The organism is Caulobacter segnis ATCC 21756, from assembly GCF_000092285.1.
Taxonomy (GTDB): domain Bacteria; phylum Pseudomonadota; class Alphaproteobacteria; order Caulobacterales; family Caulobacteraceae; genus Caulobacter; species Caulobacter segnis.
In genome coordinates this window covers 3,198,074-3,214,751 of sequence record NC_014100.1, presented here as the reverse complement: position 1 = coordinate 3,214,751, position 16,678 = coordinate 3,198,074, and the positions used below count along the sequence as shown (strand labels likewise).

Annotated in this window: 13 protein-coding genes, 1 tRNA gene and 2 pseudogenes; 12 read left to right on the top strand and 4 right to left on the bottom strand. The window is 67.8% G+C overall.

Annotation, left to right across the window (positions count from 1 at the left end):
• Positions 1-12: 12 nt before the first annotated feature.
• The gene (locus CSEG_RS14810) at positions 13-726 is read right to left on the bottom strand and encodes an HAD-IA family hydrolase (RefSeq protein WP_013080048.1); all 714 of its coding nucleotides are present in this window, start codon (positions 724-726) and stop codon (positions 13-15) included.
• Between the two features lie 69 nt (positions 727-795).
• Between CSEG_RS14810 and glmU the strand changes: the two genes are divergently transcribed.
• The 9 genes from glmU to CSEG_RS14765 all read left to right on the top strand — a co-directional run bounded on the left by glmU (position 796) and on the right by CSEG_RS14765 (position 10,870).
• Complete coding sequence (gene glmU, locus CSEG_RS14805; protein ID WP_013080047.1) at positions 796-2,175, top strand: bifunctional UDP-N-acetylglucosamine diphosphorylase/glucosamine-1-phosphate N-acetyltransferase GlmU; 1,380 nt, start codon at positions 796-798, stop codon at positions 2,173-2,175.
• Positions 2,172-2,858 (top strand): ribose-5-phosphate isomerase RpiA, encoded by a 687-nt coding sequence (gene rpiA / locus CSEG_RS14800; protein ID WP_013080046.1) that lies wholly within the window; start codon positions 2,172-2,174, stop codon positions 2,856-2,858. Before glmU ends, rpiA begins: the two co-directional genes overlap by 4 nt.
• A 42-nt stretch (positions 2,859-2,900) precedes the next feature.
• A complete protein-coding gene (gene gor / locus CSEG_RS14795; protein ID WP_013080045.1) occupies positions 2,901-4,301 on the top strand; it encodes a glutathione-disulfide reductase in 1,401 nt (466 codons plus the stop codon).
• A complete protein-coding gene (locus CSEG_RS14790) occupies positions 4,298-5,533 on the top strand; it encodes an O-antigen ligase family protein (RefSeq protein WP_013080044.1) in 1,236 nt (411 codons plus the stop codon). Before gor ends, CSEG_RS14790 begins: the two co-directional genes overlap by 4 nt.
• A 112-nt stretch (positions 5,534-5,645) precedes the next feature.
• Positions 5,646-7,025: a class II 3-deoxy-7-phosphoheptulonate synthase gene (locus CSEG_RS14785; protein WP_013080043.1), complete on the top strand. Its 1,380-nt coding sequence runs from the start codon at positions 5,646-5,648 to the stop codon at positions 7,023-7,025.
• A 76-nt stretch (positions 7,026-7,101) separates the two neighbouring features.
• Positions 7,102-8,013 (top strand): retropepsin-like aspartic protease, encoded by a 912-nt coding sequence (locus CSEG_RS14780; protein ID WP_013080042.1) that lies wholly within the window; start codon positions 7,102-7,104, stop codon positions 8,011-8,013.
• 100 nt (positions 8,014-8,113) lie between these two features.
• On the top strand, positions 8,114-9,904 hold the full coding sequence (locus CSEG_RS14775) for a long-chain-acyl-CoA synthetase (RefSeq protein WP_013080041.1): 1,791 nt from the start codon (positions 8,114-8,116) through the stop codon (positions 9,902-9,904).
• A 144-nt stretch (positions 9,905-10,048) separates the two neighbouring features.
• The gene (gene panD, locus CSEG_RS14770; protein WP_010920154.1) at positions 10,049-10,405 is read left to right on the top strand and encodes an aspartate 1-decarboxylase; all 357 of its coding nucleotides are present in this window, start codon (positions 10,049-10,051) and stop codon (positions 10,403-10,405) included.
• A gap of 3 nt (positions 10,406-10,408) precedes the next feature.
• Positions 10,409-10,870: a hypothetical protein gene (locus tag CSEG_RS14765; protein WP_013080040.1), complete on the top strand. Its 462-nt coding sequence runs from the start codon at positions 10,409-10,411 to the stop codon at positions 10,868-10,870.
• Positions 10,871-10,906: 36 nt separating this feature from the next.
• On the opposite strand, the gene CSEG_RS14760 is transcribed toward CSEG_RS14765, so the two are convergent.
• A complete protein-coding gene (locus CSEG_RS14760) occupies positions 10,907-11,680 on the bottom strand; it encodes an SIMPL domain-containing protein (RefSeq protein WP_013080039.1) in 774 nt (257 codons plus the stop codon).
• A gap of 149 nt (positions 11,681-11,829) precedes the next feature.
• Here CSEG_RS14760 and CSEG_RS14755 point away from each other — a divergent pair.
• A tRNA-Ile gene (locus tag CSEG_RS14755) sits at positions 11,830-11,905 on the top strand.
• A gap of 18 nt (positions 11,906-11,923) precedes the next feature.
• Here CSEG_RS14755 and CSEG_RS14750 read toward each other — a convergent pair.
• Positions 11,924-13,063, bottom strand: coding sequence for a phosphatidylserine decarboxylase (locus CSEG_RS14750; protein WP_013080038.1), 1,140 nt, complete (start codon positions 13,061-13,063; stop codon positions 11,924-11,926).
• 340 nt (positions 13,064-13,403) lie between these two features.
• Here CSEG_RS14750 and CSEG_RS14745 point away from each other — a divergent pair.
• Positions 13,404-13,634: pseudogene (locus tag CSEG_RS14745) on the top strand (hypothetical protein); the annotation flags it as partial.
• Positions 13,632-13,727 (top strand): annotated as a pseudogene (locus CSEG_RS23365) (hypothetical protein); the annotation flags it as partial. The pseudogenes CSEG_RS14745 and CSEG_RS23365, both read left to right, overlap by 3 nt.
• Before the next feature lie 186 nt (positions 13,728-13,913).
• Here CSEG_RS23365 and CSEG_RS14740 read toward each other — a convergent pair.
• On the bottom strand, positions 13,914-16,640 hold the full coding sequence (locus CSEG_RS14740) for a TonB-dependent receptor (RefSeq protein ID WP_013080036.1): 2,727 nt from the start codon (positions 16,638-16,640) through the stop codon (positions 13,914-13,916).
• Positions 16,641-16,678 lie beyond the last annotated feature (38 nt).

The window sequence follows — 16,678 nt, the reverse complement described above, 5'->3', positions numbered from 1 at the left end:
AGAGGAGGGGGCCTATAGCCCGGTGTTCGGCGCGGGGCAAGAGGCCAAAAGCGTGATGCAGGCTTTCGGCACATCCAAAAAGCTGTGGACGACCAGATCGCCGCCCAGGGTCTCGACCGGGTCCTCGGTGTAGCCGAAGGACACCAGCACGCTGGGCACCCCGGCGTTCCGGGCGCCGAGGGCGTCGTTGATGCTGTCGCCGACCATCACCGCGCGGGCGAGGTCGCCCTCTGCGGCGGCGACGGCGGCGGCGACGTGGCGGCCGTCCGGCTTGGCGGCCGGGGCGCTGTCGGCGCCGACCACCGCGTCAAAGAAGGGCGTCAGGCCCGTGGCGTCCAGCAGGGCGACCGACAGATGTGTCAGCTTGTTGGTGCAGACGACGAGGCGCGCGCCGGCGGCCTTCAGGTCGGTCAGGGTCTCGACCACGCCGGGGAAAGGCGCGCTCTCGTCGGCGATGCGGGTCAGGTAGAGGGCGATGAAGCGCTGGACCAGGGCCGGGGCGTGCTCGGCGTCCAGCGGCGCGCCGGCCGCGGCGAAACCGCGCTCCAGCAGGGCTCGCGCCCCCCGTCCGACCATCAGCCGCACCTCGTCGAACGGCAGGGCGGGCAGGGCTTCCTCGGCCAGGATGGCGTTCAGCGAGCCCACCAGATCGGGCGCGGTGTCCACCAGCGTGCCGTCGAGATCGAAGGCGATGGTCGCCCCGTTCAGGTCATGAAGCGCGTGCATGGGTCTGGCCTTTCGGCCAATTGCGCGGCTAATGCAACTTTGGTTCGCCTCTAGGGAGTCGCGAGAGCCATGACCGTCCCCGTCTCAAAGCCCATCCGGCCGCGCGCCGCCGTGATCCTGGCGGCCGGGCAGGGCACGCGGATGAAGTCGCCGACGCCCAAGGTGCTGCACAGGCTAGCCGGGCGGACCCTGCTGGACCACGCCATCGACGCGGCCGAGGGCCTGGGCTGCGAGCGGATCATCGTCGTGGTCGGCGCCCACAGCCCGCAGGTCGGCGACGCCGCCGGCAAGCGTCTTGGCCCGAACGCGACCGTGGTCCAGGACCCGCCGCTGGGCACCGGCCACGCCGTGCTGGCGGCCAAGGACGCGTTGGCCGGCTTCGACGGCGACGTGGTCGTCACCTACGCCGACTGCCCTTTGACCACCGCCGGGGTGATCGCGCCTCTGTTCGACCAGATCACCGGCGGCGCCCATGTCGCGGTGCTGGGCTTCGAGGCCCATAACCCGACGGGCTATGGTCGCCTGATCCTGGCCCCCGGCCACGTGCTGCTGCGCATCGTCGAGGAGAAGGAGGCGGACCTCGCCACCCGGCAGGTCAAGCACTGCAATTCCGGCGTCCTGGCCGCCGACCGCGCGATCCTGTTCGATCTCCTGGCCAATGTCCGCAACGACAACGCCAAGGGCGAGTACTACCTGACCGACGTCGTCGGCCTGGCCCATGACCGCAAGCTGGTCACCCGCGCCGCCTTCGCGCCGGAGGCCTCGGTGCAGGGTGTCAATTCGCAAGCCGAGCTCGCGGCCGCCGAGGCTGTCTGGCAGAAGGCCCGTCGCAACGCCTTGATGATCGAGGGCGTCACCATGCCGGCGCCCGAGACCGTGCATCTGTCCTGGGACACGAAGATCGCCGGCGGCGCGGTGGTGGAACAGTTCGTCGTCTTCGGGCCTGGCGTCAGCGTCGAGAGCAACGCGGTGATCAAGGCCTTCAGCCACCTGGAAGGCGCTCATGTCGGCGAAGGCGCGCTGATTGGCCCCTACGCCCGCCTACGGCCCGGCGCCGAGATCGGGCCCGAGGCCCACATCGGCAACTTCGTCGAGGTCAAGAAGGTCAAGGTCGGCAAGGGCGCCAAGGCCAATCACCTCAGCTACCTGGGCGATGGCTCGATCGGCGAGAAGGCCAACATCGGGGCCGGCACGATCTTCTGCAATTACGACGGCTTCGAGAAGTTCGAAACCCACGTCGGCAAGGGGGCCTTCATCGGCTCCAACAGCGCCCTGGTCGCGCCCGTGCGGGTGGGCGACGGGGCCATGACGGGCTCGGGCTCGGTGATCACCAAGGACGTCGAGGACGGGGCGCTGGCCCTGGCGCGTCCGGAACAGACGATCAAGGCGGGGTGGGCGACCAAGTTCCGCGCCCTCAAACAAGCCAAGAAGGACGCGAAGACGAAATGAGCAGCGCCGACGATCAGAAGCGCGCCTCGGGCGAGGCCGCCGCGCAACTCGTTGAGAACGGCATGGTGGTGGGCCTGGGCACGGGCTCGACGGCCGCCTGGTTCGTCAAGGCGCTGGCCGCGCGCAAGCTGACCAACATCAAGGGCGTGCCGACCTCGGACGCCACCGCCGCGCTGGCGCGGGAGCTGGGCATCCCGCTGGTCGCGCTGGACGACGTCAAGACGATCGACCTGACCGTGGACGGCGCCGACGAGATCGGGCCGGGCCTCTCCCTGATCAAGGGCGGCGGCGCGGCTCTGCTACGCGAGAAGCTGGTCTGGGAGGCCTCGACCCGGTGCGTGGCGATCGCCGACGCCGCCAAGCGCGTCCCGGCCCTGGGCAAGTTCCCGCTGCCGATCGAGGTCGTGCGCTTCGGCCACGTCCACACCGGCCATCGCCTGGCCGACATCGCCGCCGAATTCGACCTGCCGCCGCCGCGTCTGCGCACGGCCGAACGGGGCGTTGTCGTCACGGACGGCGGCAACCTGATCTACGACATGGCCTCGGGCCGCATCGACGAGCCGGCCGCCCTGGCGACGGCGCTGAAGAGCGTCACGGGCGTGGTCGATCATGGCCTGTTCCTCGACCTCGCCGACGAAGCCTTGGTCGGCACGGACGACGGCGTGGTGCGCCTGGTTCCCTGACGTCCTACATAGAGCCCCACGCTTTAGGTTCGGAGGCCGGTGATGGCTGACTACGACTATGATCTCTTCGTCATCGGCGCGGGCTCGGGCGGCGTGCGCGCGGCGCGTCTGGCGGCCATGAGCGGCGCCAAGGTCGGCGTGGCCGAGGAGTACCGGGTCGGCGGCACCTGCGTGATCCGCGGCTGCGTGCCCAAGAAGTTCATGGTCTACGCCAGCGAGGTCACCAGCCACCTGAAGACGGCCAAGGGCTATGGTTGGACCATCGGCGAGGCGAAGTTCGACTGGAAGGGCTTCATCCACGACAAGGACGTCGAGATCGCCCGCTTGTCGGGGATCTACGTCACCAACCTTCAGAAGGCTGGGGCGGATCTGCTGCACGGCCGCGCCCAGGTCGTCGACGCCCACACGGTCGAGGTGCTGCCGAAGGACGGCTCGAAGGACGCGGGGACCTACACCGCCCGCAAGATCTTGATCGCCACCGGCGGGCGGCCGGTGAAGCCCGACTTCCCAGGCGCGGAGTTCGGTATCACCTCGGACGAGGCCTTCCACCTGCCCAAGCTCCCCAAGAGCATCATGATCGTCGGCGGCGGCTATATCGCCGTCGAGTTCGCCGGCATCTTCGCGGGCCTCGGCGTCGAGACGACGTTGCTCTATCGCGGCGCCAACATCCTGCGCGGCTTCGACGACGATGTGCGCGCGCACCTGGCCGACGAGCTGGGCAAGCGCGGGATCAAGGTCGTGCTGGGTTGCTCGCACACCCGCATCGAGAAGCAGGAAGACGGAACGCTGCTCAGCGTGCTCAATAACGACCTGACCTTCGAGACCGAGGCGGTGATGTTCGCCACCGGCCGCGAGCCCTACGTCCACGGCCTCGGGCTGGAAAAGGCGGGCGTGAAGCTGAACGAGCGCGGCGCGATCGCCGTCGACGCCTATTCCAAGACCAATGTCGACAGCATCTGGGCCGTCGGCGACGTCACCGACCGGATCAACCTGACGCCGGTGGCGATCCGCGAGGGCGCCGCCTTCGCCCAGACCGAGTTCTACAACAATCCGACCACCTTCGATCACGACATGGTCGCCTCGGCGGTCTTCTCGCAGCCGCCGGTGGGCGCGGTCGGCATGAGCGAGGCCGAGGCGCGGCACGCGTTCGGCGCGGTCGACATCTACCGCTCGGTGTTCCGTCCGATGAAGATCACCTTCTACGGCGGCCAGGAGCGGTGCCTGATCAAGCTGGTGGTCAAGGCCGACGACCAGAAGGTGGTGGGCGTCCACATCGTGGGGCCCGACTCGCCCGAGATCATCCAGATGGCCGCGATCGCTGTGAAGATGGGCGTGACCAAGCAACAGTGGGACTCCACCTGCGCCGTCCATCCGACCCTAGCCGAGGAACTCGTCACGATGCGCGAGAAGTACGTGCCGGTCGAAGTCGGCGGGGTGGGATGACAGGCGTCGGCGTGCTGACGGGCGCTCCGGAGCGCCGCACGCGGTGGCTGGGCGGCCTCGCCGTCTTCATGATGGTGATGACGCCGCTGCTGGGCTACCTGGCGCCGAAGCAGTTCGCGGCGCTGCTCAGTCTGGTCGGCCTGCTGGCGGCGCCGGGGTTGCTCCGGCGGCGACCGCCGCTCCTGCCGATGTTCGCCCTAGCGCTGTTGGCCTTGTGGTCGCTGGTCAGCCTCACCTGGACGCCGGCGCTCCCGGACCCCGCCAAGCTCAAGAAGTTCGGGGCCGTGGAGAACTTCACGGCGATCAAGCTCTTCCTGCAGCTGGGCCTCTACGGCGCCGCGGTCGCCATGCTGGGCCAGATGTCGGCCCGTTCGGCGCGCGGCGCGGCGCGCGTCATGCTGGTCTGCGCCGGTGCGCTGGCGCTCATCATCTGCCTCGATGGCCTGCTCGGCGCCCCGATCTACCAGGCGATCCGCAAGGCCAGCGGTGATCCGCTGACGCCTGATCTGGCGATGGTGAAGGTCTCCATGGGGACCTATCCGCTGGTCCTGCTGCTCTGGCCCTGCGCACGGGTTCTCGGCGCTTCGACGTTCAAGGGACGCAACATCCTTGTGGCGCTCCTGTTCGCGCTGATCCTGCTGGTGGCCCATGTCACCGGCGCCGACGCGCCGGTCGCGGCCCTGCTGCTGGGGGGACTGGTCTGGCTCGGGGTGCGCCTGATCGGCAAGCCCGTCGCGCGGGCCCTGATCCCGCTGGTCTCGGCCATCTTCATCTTCGCGCCCATGGCGATGCTCTGGGGGGAGAAATCCGGCGTCGTCGCGTGGCTGCACGGGCTGGTCCCGCCGTCCTGGGATCATCGCCTGAACATCTGGGCTTTCGCGGCCGACCGTATCCTGGAGCATCCGATGCGGGGGTGGGGGATCGACGCCAGTCGGACCTTCGGCGCGGCCATTCCGCTGCACACTCACAACGCGCCCCTGCAGATCTGGCTGGAGCTCGGCGCGTTCGGGGCCGCCATGGCGGCCGCCTTCTACGCCTGGATCCTCTATGGCGTGGTGCGGTGGACCGGCGTGGACCGGCGCGACGGCGCCATGGCGGCCGGCGCCCTGGTGTCCTATCTGGTGGTCAGCGGCTTCAGCTTCGGGGTCTGGCAGGAATGGTGGCTGGCTCTCGGCGCTCTGGCCGTCATCGCTTGTGGAGTCGCGCAAAAAACGAGCGCTTCGACCCGCTAGCGCGACAACGAACTTTCTCGCTTTGGCGGATCCGCGCGCGTCGCCCGCATGATTTTGCCTTTCGGTTCCATTCGCGGTATCTACGCCGCCCCTTGTTGTTATTGAGCTTGTCATGACCGCCCGCTGGACCCCCGCCGCCTGGAGAGCCAAACCCGCCAAGCACATCCCCGCCGACTATCCGGACGCGGGCGCTGTCGAGCGGGTCGAGCAGACGCTTCGCCAGATGCCGCCGCTGGTCTTCGCCGGCGAGGCGCGTCGGCTGAAGAGCCTGCTTGGCGACGTGGCCGAGGGCCGCGCCTTCCTGCTGCAAGGCGGCGACTGCGCCGAGAGCTTCAAGGAATTCCACGCGGACAACATCCGCGACACCTTCCGCCTGATCCTGCAGATGGCGGTGGTGCTGACCTTCGCCGGCGGCAAGCCGGTGGTGAAGGTGGGCCGCATCGCCGGCCAGTTCGCCAAGCCGCGCTCGGAGCCGATCGAGGTCCAGGGCGACGTGACCCTGCCGTCCTATCGCGGCGACATCATCAACGGCATGGACTTCAACGAGGCCGAGCGGGTCCCCGACCCGGACCGCCTGCTGAAGGCCTACGGCCAGTCGGCCGCGACGCTGAACCTGCTGCGCGCCTTCGCCAGCGGCGGCTACGCCGACCTCTACAACATTCACCGCTGGACCCTGGGCTTCGTCGGCGACAGCCCGCAGGGCGCGCGCTACCGCGAGCTGTCGGAAAAGATCTCCGAGGCCCTGACCTTCATGTCGGCCGTCGGCGTCACGCCCGACACCCAGCCCGACCTGCGTCGCGTCGAGTTCTTCACCAGCCACGAGGCCCTGCTGCTGGGCTTCGAGGAAGCCATGACCCGCGTCGATAGCACCTCGGGCGACTGGTACGACACCAGCGCCCACCTGCTGTGGATCGGCGAGCGCACCCGCCAGCTGGACGGCGCCCACATCGAATTCATGCGCGGCGTGAAGAACCCGATCGGCCTGAAGTGCGGTCCGACCATGGAAGGCGACGACCTTCTGCGCCTGATCGACGTCTTGAACCCGAACAACGAACCCGGTCGCCTGACCCTGTACGGCCGCTTCGGCTCGGACAAGATCGCCGACCGCCTGCCGCGCCTGATGCGGGCGACCAAGAGCGCGGGCCGTTCGGTGGTCTGGGCCACCGACCCTATGCACGGCAACACGCTGAAGGCCTCGACCGGCTACAAGACCCGTCCGTTCGACCGGATCCTCGGCGAAGTGAAGAGCTTCGTGGAGATCGCCCAGGCCGAAGGCGTGCACCCCGGCGGCGTCCACCTGGAAATGACCGGCCAGAACGTCACCGAGTGCCTGGGCGGCGCCCGCGCCGTGTCGGAAACCGACCTCGGCGACCGCTATCACACGCACTGCGACCCGCGCCTGAACGGCGAGCAGGCGCTGGAGCTGGCCTTCCTGGTGGCCGAGAAGCTGAAAGCCGCCCGCGACGACCAGCGCCGCCTGGCGGCCGGCTAGGCCCACCAGTCAGAAAACGGCGCTATCTGGCGCCGTTCCGGGCGCGGCTGTAGCCTCCTCCCAAGGGAGGAAGCCCATGGTCTCACGACGGATGGCGCGCCGCGCGCTGATCACGTCCATGGCGGGCGCTGCGTTGACGGGCGGATCAGCCCGAGCCGCCCAGACGCCCGCGGACGAGACGGCTGATCCGTTGGGCTATGTCGACGCGGCCAGCCGCCTGTCCGTGGCCACCTATGTGAACGGGCAGGGACCTTTCGCCTTCCTGGTCGACACGGGGGCCACGACCTCGGTCATCACCAGCGATATCGCCGACCGGCTAGGTCTTGAGCGGGGGGCGCTTGGGCGGTTGCACAGCATCGCCGGCGCGCAGCCCGTGCCAATGGCGCGCGTGGCCAGCCTCGCCGTCGGCAAGCGCGAGCGCAAGAACATGACGGTCGCCGTGCTCCCCCGAGCGCAGTTGCGGATGGACGGCATTCTGGGCCTGGAATGGCTGGGTCAAGCCAGCCTGTTGCTGGACTTCGGTCGGCGTCGGATGGTCGTTGGAGAGGCCCTGCCGGTCCCCGACGAGGCGACGGTGATCGTCAAATCGAAGCTGGTGCGCAGCGGCCTGATCCTGATCGACGCGCTCATCCCCCGGGAAAGGGTCATCGCCTTCATCGACAGCGGCTCGACCACCACGGCGGGCAACCTCGCTTTGCTCGACGCCGCGCGGGCGGGAGGGGCCCTCGTCGGGGGGGCTGGGCCAAAGGAACTGATCAGCGTCACCGGCCAGGTGCTCAACGGACGATCGGCTGTCCTGACGCGGCTGACGTTGGGGCCGATGACGCTTCGCAACCTGCCGCTGGTGATCGGCTCGATTCACACCTTCGAGTACTGGGGCCTTCAGGATCGTCCCGCGATTGTCATCGGGACCGACGTGCTGCGCACGTTCGACAAGGTCTCCATAGACTTGAGGCGCAACGAAGTGCGTTTCCGCCTGCGTTCGTGAACCGCATCTTTCCTTGAACGGCGTTAGGTTTGCGATGCGGCGAACGGCCGCTTGACCGCTCGCGCGGCGCTCTCCAATGGTTGTTTGAAGGGAGAGCCGAATGCGTTTGCGCCAGAAGATCCGTCGCGAGATCAAGTTCCTCAAGGGTTTGACCCGGACGCTCAAGCGCGTGAAATCCATTGCTCCCGACAGCGCCAATCTGATCTGCGACGATATCGAGGCGGCCGTCGACAAATGGCGCGACCGTCCGGCCATGACCTTCGAGGGCAAGACGGTCACCTATGCCGAGCTGGACGGCATGGCCAATCGCTACGCCCATTGGGCCAAGGGCCAAGGGCTGACGCGCGGCCAGACCGTGGCGCTGTTCATGCCCAACCGCCTGGAATATTTCGCGGTCTGGTACGGCCTGACCAAGGTCGGGGTCGCCACCGCCCTGATCAATAACCAGCTGACCGGCGCGGCCCTGGCGCACTGCCTGAACATCTCCCAGGCCCTGCACTGCATCGTCGATCCCGAGACCTCGCCCTGCTTCGAGGACGTGAAAGGCCAGCTCGACCGCCACATGCAGCAGTGGGTGCTGGGGCCGGTGCATGGCGAGCAGCGCGACCTGGTCAAGGCGCTGAAGAGCTGCAGCCAGCTGCGTCCCGACCGCGTCACCGCCCGTGAAGGGCTGACGGCCCGCGACACCGCGCTCTACATCTTCACCAGTGGCACCACCGGCATGCCCAAGGCCGCGCGCATCACCCACATGCGCGCCCAGCTCTACATGCGCGGCTTCGCCGGCTCGACCGGCGCCAAGGAAACCGACCGCATCTATGTGACCCTGCCGCTCTACCACGCCACCGGCGGCCTCTGCGCCCTGGGCGCGGGGCTGTTGAACGGCGGTTCGATCGTGCTGCGCAAGAAGTTCTCGGCCACGCACTTCTGGCCCGAGATCGTCGCCGAGAACTGCACCATGTTCGTCTATATCGGCGAGCTGTGCCGCTATCTGGCCAACCAGCCCGAGCACGAGCTGGAGCGGGCGCACAAGATTCGTCTGATCTTCGGCAACGGCCTGCGTCCCGACGTCTGGAACGACATGCTGGACCGCTTCAAGGTCGGCGAGGTGCTCGAGTTCTACGGCGCCACCGAAGGCAACGTCTCGCTGTTCAATTTCGACGGCAAGCGCGGCGCGATCGGCCGGGTGCCGGGCTATCTGCGCGGCAAGTTCAACATCCGCGTCGTCAAGTTCGACGTCGAGACCGAGACGCCGGTGCGCGGCCCCGACGGCTGCTGCATCGAGTGCGCGCCCGGCGAGGTCGGCGAGTGCATCGGCCATATCGGGGGCGACGCCCGCTCCAACTACGTCGGCTACGCCGACAAGGCCGCCACCGAGAAGAAGGTGCTGCACGACGTCTTCCAGAAGGGCGACTCGTGGTTCCGCACCGGCGACCTGATGCGGGTGGACGGCGACGGCTACATCTATTTCGTCGACCGGATCGGCGACACCTTCCGCTGGAAGGGCGAGAACGTCGCGACCAGCGAAGTGGCCGAGCGCCTGGCCGCCGTCGAGCACGTGCTGGAAGTCAATGTCTACGGCGTGCCGGTCGGCGACCTGGATGGCAAGGCCGGCATGGCGGCCCTGGTCGCCGATCCGGAGTTCGACCTCGCCGCCTTCGCCAAATATGTCGACGAGCACCTGCCCAGCTATGCGCGGCCGATCTTCCTGCGGCTGCAGCAGGCGATCGAGACGACCGGCACCTTCAAGTACCGCAAGGTTGATCTGGTCGGCGACGGCTTCGACCCGACGCGGACCAAGGATCCGCTGTACTTCCGCGATCCGAGCAAGGGCTATGTGAAGATCACCAAGGCCGTCTTCGCCAAGATCCACGCCGGCGGCTACAAGCTGTAGACCGCCCGGGCCTGCCCCTACGTCACCTTGCGCCGTGATTGAACGGCGCGGGCTTCGTGGCTATATGGCGGGAGCTGATCGCTGGGCCTTGTGTGTGGCGGCCCTAATTATCTCATTCTAGTCAAAGGGATAGCCTTCCCCGCCATGCTTCTGACCATGCTCAAGGCCAAGCTGCACCGCGCCACGGTGACCCAGGCGGACCTCGACTACGAGGGTTCGATCGCCATCGACCGCGACCTGCTGGACGCCTCGGGCATCCTGCCCAACGAGCAGGTCGACGTGCTGAACATCACCAATGGCGCGCGCTTCACCACCTACGCCATCGAGGCCCCGCGCGGCTCGAAGGTCATCGGCGTCAACGGCGCGGCCGCGCGCCTGGTGCAGAAGAACGACCTCGTCATCGTCGTGACCTACTGCCAGATGCCGGCCGAGGAGGCGCGCAACTACGCGCCCACCGTCGTGCTGCTGGACGAGGGCAACCTGATCAAGAAGGCGGCCTGACGCGTGGCGCGTCGCCTGGCCCTGGTCGTGATCGCCGCCGCGGGCCTTTCGGCCTGCTCGGCCAAGCTGCCCGCCGACATCAACGAAGCCGCCCTGACCCAGGCGATCGGCAAGTCGATCGGCTCGCCGTCGACCTGCGTGATCGTGGCCGACGCGCAAGGGCGGACCGTCTGGCGCGGCGGCGGCTACATCACCTGCTCGCGCAACCTGCCGACCTGCCAGGGCGGCGAGACGACCACGGCGGCCGAGGTGCTCAAGGCGGGCCTGGGCAAGCCGGCCCGCTTCACCAGCTGCCCGACGACCGGCGCCAACACCGTCGGCTGGGCCGTCGGACCCGTGCCGACCGGCGAGGGCAAGCCCCAGCGCGACCTGACCTACGTGGCGGTCATGGAGGGCGAGCGCGCCCTGCCGGGCCTGGAGATCAAGGAACGCGCCGAGCGCGCCTTCGAGAAGGCCGGGTTTTAACCGCCGCCCCGCAAGGGGCGGCGGCCTCGCCGTTCCTTATCGCGCCGCCTCGTACACGGCGCTGACATCCACCCGCACCTTCAGCTCGCCGGCCGAGATGCTGGTCGAGTCGGCCATCTCGCGCTTGGCCATGGCGAACACCGGCATCGGCGGGGAGGGGGGCGTGTAGCCGCCGCCTTCGCTCAGATTGACCAGGCGCACGGCCTTGTAGCCGGTGGCGCGGCCATAGAGCTCGGCCTTGGCCTGCAGCGCCTTCACCGCCTCCAGCCGCGCGGCGTCCTCGGCCGCTTGCGGGTTCGTCAGGCCAAAGCTGATGCCGTTGACGGTGTTGGCGCCGGCGCCGACGGCGGCGTCCACCGTCGCGCCCAGCTTGGCCAGGTCGCGCACCGTGATCGTCACCTGGTTCGAGGCCTGGTAGCCGGTCAGCTTCGGCGGCTGGTTCTGCTCGTAGGCGTACTGGGCGTTCAGGTTCAGGTTCGAGGTCTGGATGTCGCGCTCGGCGATCCCGGCCTTCTTCAGCGCGGCCATGGCCAGGTTCATCCGCGTCCCGTTGGCCTTCAGGGCCTCGCCGGCGGTGGCGCCTTCGGTCTGCACGCCCAGGGTGATGGTCGCCATGTCGGGCGCCACGCGGGTCTCGCCAAAGGCCGACAGGTTGAAGGTGGTGGCCTTGAACGCCGTGTCGGCGCTGGTCTGCGCCAGGGCCGGGGCGGCCGCGCCCATCAGCAGGGCGCCGCCCAGCAGGACGGGAGCGGCGAAGGCGGCCATCAGCCTAACGGGGCTTTGGGCGGGGCGGCGAGCGGTGTTGGTCATCGTTTTTCTCCAGATCTGTCCGGCGCAGGCGAAGCGTGGCCAGACAGCTATGGTTCCCTGATGACAGCCCCAACCTGAACCGGACCTTTAAGCCGCGTTCGGCCCGTGCTAATCCGCCGGCTCGCGTGCGCCTCGGCGCGACTCCGCGCGGGCCTGTAGCTCAATGGTTAGAGCCGACCGCTCATAACGGTCTGGTTGGGGGTTCGAGTCCCTCCGGGCCTACCACCGCCTCCCGGCAGCCCCTCACACCACCGGATAAGCGTCCGCGATCTTCGTGCCGACCTTGTAGTGCACCCCCGGCTGGGCGGTGAAGCTGACGTTCGACTTGGCTTCGAACAGCACAATGATGTCCGAGCCGCCGAACTGGAAGTAGGACAGCTCCTCGCCCTTGCGGACGGTGACGCCGACCTCGGCGGTGACGATCACCGACGAGACCTGGCACATGCCGATCGGCAGCACCGCCACGAGACCGATCGGGGTGTCCAGCACGATCAGGCCGCGGGCCTGGGCGAATTGGTATCCGGCGTCGTCCGGGGCGTCGAAGGCGCGCAGGGGCTTGAGCCTGTGGACCCCGTTCTCGTCGCCCGCGACCTTCTCGGCCACCACCTGCAGATAGACCTGGCCGGGGATGACCCGCGACTCCAGCACCGTGCCGCCGACCGGGGCGTGCTGGCGGTGATAGTCGTTGGGGCCCAGGAAGGCGTGCATGAACAGGCCGTTCTTGAAGCGGTCCTTGTAGGGGCTGCCCTCCATCAACTCCTCGATCTTCCAGTGCAGGGTCTTGACCGTCACGTGGCTGTCGGTGCGGATCTCCCACTGGCCGGCGAAGGTGGAGTCGGCGGGCGAGACGATGACCCGCTGGTCGGCGATCGCCGCCACCGGCCGGTAGCCCGGCTTGAAGTTGCGGGCGAAGAACTGGTTGAAGGTCTTCCAGCCGCCGTGCGGTTCGATGTAGTCGCCGAGATTGTAGCTGGGCGACTTGCGGAAGCTCTCCAGCGACTTGGGCGTCAGCGACTCCGGCGTGTCGAGGAAGGCGCCCAGGGCGTCGGCGTACTCGACCAGCCAGGCCGACAGGGGCGTCAGGGGCGGGGCTTTGTCCTGCGGGACGACCTTGTTCTGCAGGTCGATCACCGCCTTCTGGTCCAGCACGAAGTAGAACTTGCAGAGCTTGTTGTAGACCTCCTTGCCCGGCTCGTTCTCGCTGGGAATCCAGGTCAGGAAGTCGTTGATGTAGACGAGGTAGCTGTTCAGATCCTTCAGATCCGCCAGCTCGGGGATGTTCCACGCCCGGGCCTCGGCGACGGCCTTTTCGAAGCGCGCCTCCCAGCCCTTGTCCTTGATCAGCTTGACCAGCTTCTCGACCACGGGATGCCACTTGCTCATCGTCTTTCCTCCGGAGGCGGGATGGGGACGCGGGTGGACGCTACGGGGGCAATAGCCCTTTAAACTCTCGATAGTTGTATATTGCGCGACTTCTCGCGTAAAGAGCGTGGCGTTGCTTCGCGTTTGTTCTTATTTTGTTCTAATTTGGGGATGCGAACATCCTTTGCCGATTTGGCGTCAAAAGCGGACGCAGGGGGCGGCGAAGCGAGTCGACTCCGGCCTCGCCGATAGGCAGAGTCGTTAACGGCGAGGACGTTCCGAGCGCAGCCGCGGCCGCGGCGCGAAGATCGGAACAGTCCTTGAGCCATCACCCCAAGATCCCGGGCTGGAGGAGGCCTCGATGGACATCGATCCCGATCGCCTGCGCGCGATCGTGGGCGCGTTGGGCGGCGTGGCCGTCTACGGCCTGGTGCAGATCGGCGCGCTGAGCGTGGCCGAGCGCGCGAACCTGCGCGACCTGACGATCCGCCTGGCCTGCGCCACCGGCGCGGCCGTCATCGTCGCGGCTTTCATCGTCAAGGCGGCCCTGCCGGTCATCCCGTGGCCGGCCGTGCGCGAGCCCTATCTGTTCGGCTTCGCGGTCGGCGCGTTCAGCTGGGAGCTGCTGCCCCTGGTGTTCAGCGCCGTGAAGCGGCGGGCGGCCGAGCGGGCGGAGAAGTTGTGAGCCGCCAGAAAAAGAAAACCCTCGCCGGGCAGGACCGGCGAGGGCTCAAGCGCCTGGAGCATGGCAGGCGAAAGTGTGAGCGGTTTGGCCGCCCGCCATGCTCCAAACGCTCCAAGTGAGAGAGCCTGTTGATCCGTTTCTGATGTCGCCATCAGAAACGGACAGGCTCTCGGGGGAAGGAGGAGTCTAGAACTTGTAGGACAGGCCGATCAGGTAGGTGCGGCCGTAGCGCTGGTAGTCGATCACCTGGCGCGGGTCGTTGTTCTGATAGGTGGTGAACGGCTCGTCGGTCAGGTTGTTGACCTGGGCCAGCACCGAGAGGCCCTGCATCGGCCCTTCGTTGAAGGTGTAGCCGATCTGGCTGTCGATGACGGACTCGGCCTTGACCATCCGGTAGTTGCGGCCGTTGCCGAAGCCGGACACCTCGCCCAGGAACTTGGAGCGGTAGCGGTCGCTGACCCGGAACGAGAAGCCGTTCTTCTCGTAATAGACCGTCAGGTTGGCGACGGTCTTGGACAGGCCCGGGATCGGCTGGGTGTCGTCGCCGGGGTTCGGCTGGATCGAGCTGTCGGTGTAGGAGGCGCTGAAGGTGGCCCCAAAGCCGTCCAGGATCGGGGTCAGCAGTCCGCCCGGTACGGAGGCCGCGAACTCGACGCCCTTGACCGCGCCGCCCTTGCCGTTCTGCGGCGTGGTGACGAGGCCCAGGCGCGTGGCCGGCTCCGGCCCGCCGCCGATCGGGAAGCCGGTGAAGTCGAAGACGACGCTCTGGTCGTAAACGTAGGTCTTCAGGTCCTTGTAGAAGGCGGCCAGCGACACATAGGCCTGACGGCCGAAGTACTTCTCGTACGAGACGTCATAGGAGTCGGCGCGCCAGGGCTCGAGCTCCGGATTGCCGCCGCTGCCGCTCCAGGGCGAGAAGTTGATGTTGCTGTTGCCGGCCTTGGCCTGGTCGTAGCTGAAGGTCTTGCTGGCGCGCATCTGGTCCATGCGCGGACGAGCCAGGGTGCGGGCGACCGCGAAGCGCAGGCTCTGTTCGCCCGAGAACTGGAAGCGCAGGTTCACGCTGGGCAGGAAGTCGACGTACTTCTTGCCGCCCGACAGGTTGGCGCGGGTGACGCCGCTGCCGGTGCCGCTGGCGCCCAGGGCGGTGGAGCTCTGGTCGGTGTGGACGATCTGGAAGCCGAAATTGCCGGTGACCGGCACGCCGCCGAGGTCGGCGTCGAGATTGGCCTTCACATAGCCGATCGCGACCTTCTCCTCGACGTCCCAGCTCTTGACCAGCACGTCGGCGTTCGGGTTGCGGACCAGGTCGTAGGCGCCCGAGCGGATCAGGGCGAACGGGTCGTAGCTGATCACATTTCCCAGGCCGATGAAGCCCAGCGAGGTGGTTCCGACGATGGCCGAGGAGGGGATGGCGACGCTGGCCGGCGAGCCCTTGGCGCGCAGGAACCACTCGTCATTGACCAGGCCCTTGGTGCGCTCGTTGTAGCTGGCGCCCAGCTCGAAGCTGGAGAGACCGTCGTCCAGATCGCGGATGATCGAGAAGCGGCCGGTCTTCAGCTCGTCCTCGATCATCGGCTGGTTCAGATAGCCGTCCTGGCCGCCGGTGATGATGTCGCCGCCCCAGCCTTGCGGGCTGGTCAGCTTGATCAGGTTGGCGTCGGCGTAGTTCAGCGTCGAGGTGAAGATGGCCTTGCCGTCGCCGTCGATGGTGAAGGTCATGTTGTCGGTGGCGCCGACGCCGCTGCGGCCGGTCCCCGAGTAGGACTCGACGATCTGGTCGGTGCGCTCGACCTTGGACCAGGACAGGTCGGTGCTCAGGGTCCAGGCCTCGCCCAGCTCCCACTTGTTGTTCCAGCCCAGCGACTTGATGGTCGCGTCGCGGTCGTTGCCGTCGTTGCGGACCACGCCCTTGACGCCGTTGAAGGCGCCGCCGACGACCATGCCGTTCGAGACCTTGGAATTGGTCAGCGGCACGCCGCCCCAGACCAGCGGCAGTTCGACGCCGCGCTGGATCTGGTGGTTGTTGAACTCCGAATAGAAGACGTCCAGCGACGAGGTGAAACGGTCGGTCGGCGCGAACTCGACCACGCCGATGAAGCCGTCGCGCTTGAGCATGCTGGACTGGACGTACGGCTTGGCGCCGCCGATGACGAGGCTGCCCGACGCATCGGTGGGATAGCCCCACGAGTTCCAGCGCTCGGCCTGGTAGGGCGACTCCATGTGGGCGTAGCCCAGCGCCAGGCCCAGCTTACCGTCCATGAACTGGTCGATGTACGAGACGCTGAAGCGGTTGCCGTGCGACTTGGTGCCGGCGTTCAGGGCGCCAATGTCGTTCCACTCGTAGCGGGCGCCGACGGCCAGGGCGCGCTTGCCGAAGGCCAGCGGGCGGACGGTGCGCATGTCGGCGGTGCCGGCCAGGCCCTGGCCGATCAGGCCGGCGTCCGGGGTCTTGTAGACCACGACGGCGCTCAGCAGTTCCGACGGATACTGGTCAAACTCGACGCCGCGGTTGTCGCCGGTCGAGACCTGTTCGCGGCCGTTCAGCAGGGCGGTGGTGAAGTCGGGCGCCAGGCCCCGGATCGAGATGACCTGCCCGCGGCCGTCCAGGCGCTGTGCGGTCAACCCGGGAAGACGCGCGATCGACTCGGCGATCGACATGTCGGGCAGCTTGCCGATGTCCTCGGCCGACACGGCTTCGACGATCGAGGTCGAGCCCTTCTTCAGCGAGATGGCGCCCTCGATGCCGCGACGGATGCCGGTGACGACGACTTCCTCGACCTGGGCGTTGTCTTGGGGCGCGGGGGCGGCGGTCTGCGCCTGGGCCGAACCGGCCAGCGCGAAGGTCAGCGCCAAGCCCGTGGCTCCGCCGGTCATCAACCAGGCGCGGCGGCGCGAAATTGCAGTGCTCATGAGTCTCACCCTCCCTGTCCGGCTCTGCGCTTTGGATG

Bases quoted from the DNA above. Each gene is read 5' to 3' on its own strand.
- CSEG_RS14740 (WP_013080036.1), bottom strand. From the start codon at position 16,640: ATGAGCACTGCAATTTCGCGCCGCCGCGCCTGGTTGATGACCGGCGGA.
- CSEG_RS14750 (WP_013080038.1), bottom strand. From the start codon at position 13,063: ATGAGCAAGTGGCATCCCGTGGTCGAGAAGCTGGTCAAGCTGATCAAG.
- CSEG_RS14780 (WP_013080042.1), top strand. From the start codon at position 7,102: ATGGTCTCACGACGGATGGCGCGCCGCGCGCTGATCACGTCCATGGCG.
- gor (WP_013080045.1), top strand. From the start codon at position 2,901: ATGGCTGACTACGACTATGATCTCTTCGTCATCGGCGCGGGCTCGGGC.
- CSEG_RS14810 (WP_013080048.1), bottom strand. From the start codon at position 726: ATGCACGCGCTTCATGACCTGAACGGGGCGACCATCGCCTTCGATCTC.
- CSEG_RS14760 (WP_013080039.1), bottom strand. From the start codon at position 11,680: ATGACCAACACCGCTCGCCGCCCCGCCCAAAGCCCCGTTAGGCTGATG.
- CSEG_RS14790 (WP_013080044.1), top strand. From the start codon at position 4,298: ATGACAGGCGTCGGCGTGCTGACGGGCGCTCCGGAGCGCCGCACGCGG.
- rpiA (WP_013080046.1), top strand. From the start codon at position 2,172: ATGAGCAGCGCCGACGATCAGAAGCGCGCCTCGGGCGAGGCCGCCGCG.
- CSEG_RS14785 (WP_013080043.1), top strand. From the start codon at position 5,646: ATGACCGCCCGCTGGACCCCCGCCGCCTGGAGAGCCAAACCCGCCAAG.
- panD (WP_010920154.1), top strand. From the start codon at position 10,049: ATGCTTCTGACCATGCTCAAGGCCAAGCTGCACCGCGCCACGGTGACC.
- glmU (WP_013080047.1), top strand. From the start codon at position 796: ATGACCGTCCCCGTCTCAAAGCCCATCCGGCCGCGCGCCGCCGTGATC.
- CSEG_RS14775 (WP_013080041.1), top strand. From the start codon at position 8,114: ATGCGTTTGCGCCAGAAGATCCGTCGCGAGATCAAGTTCCTCAAGGGT.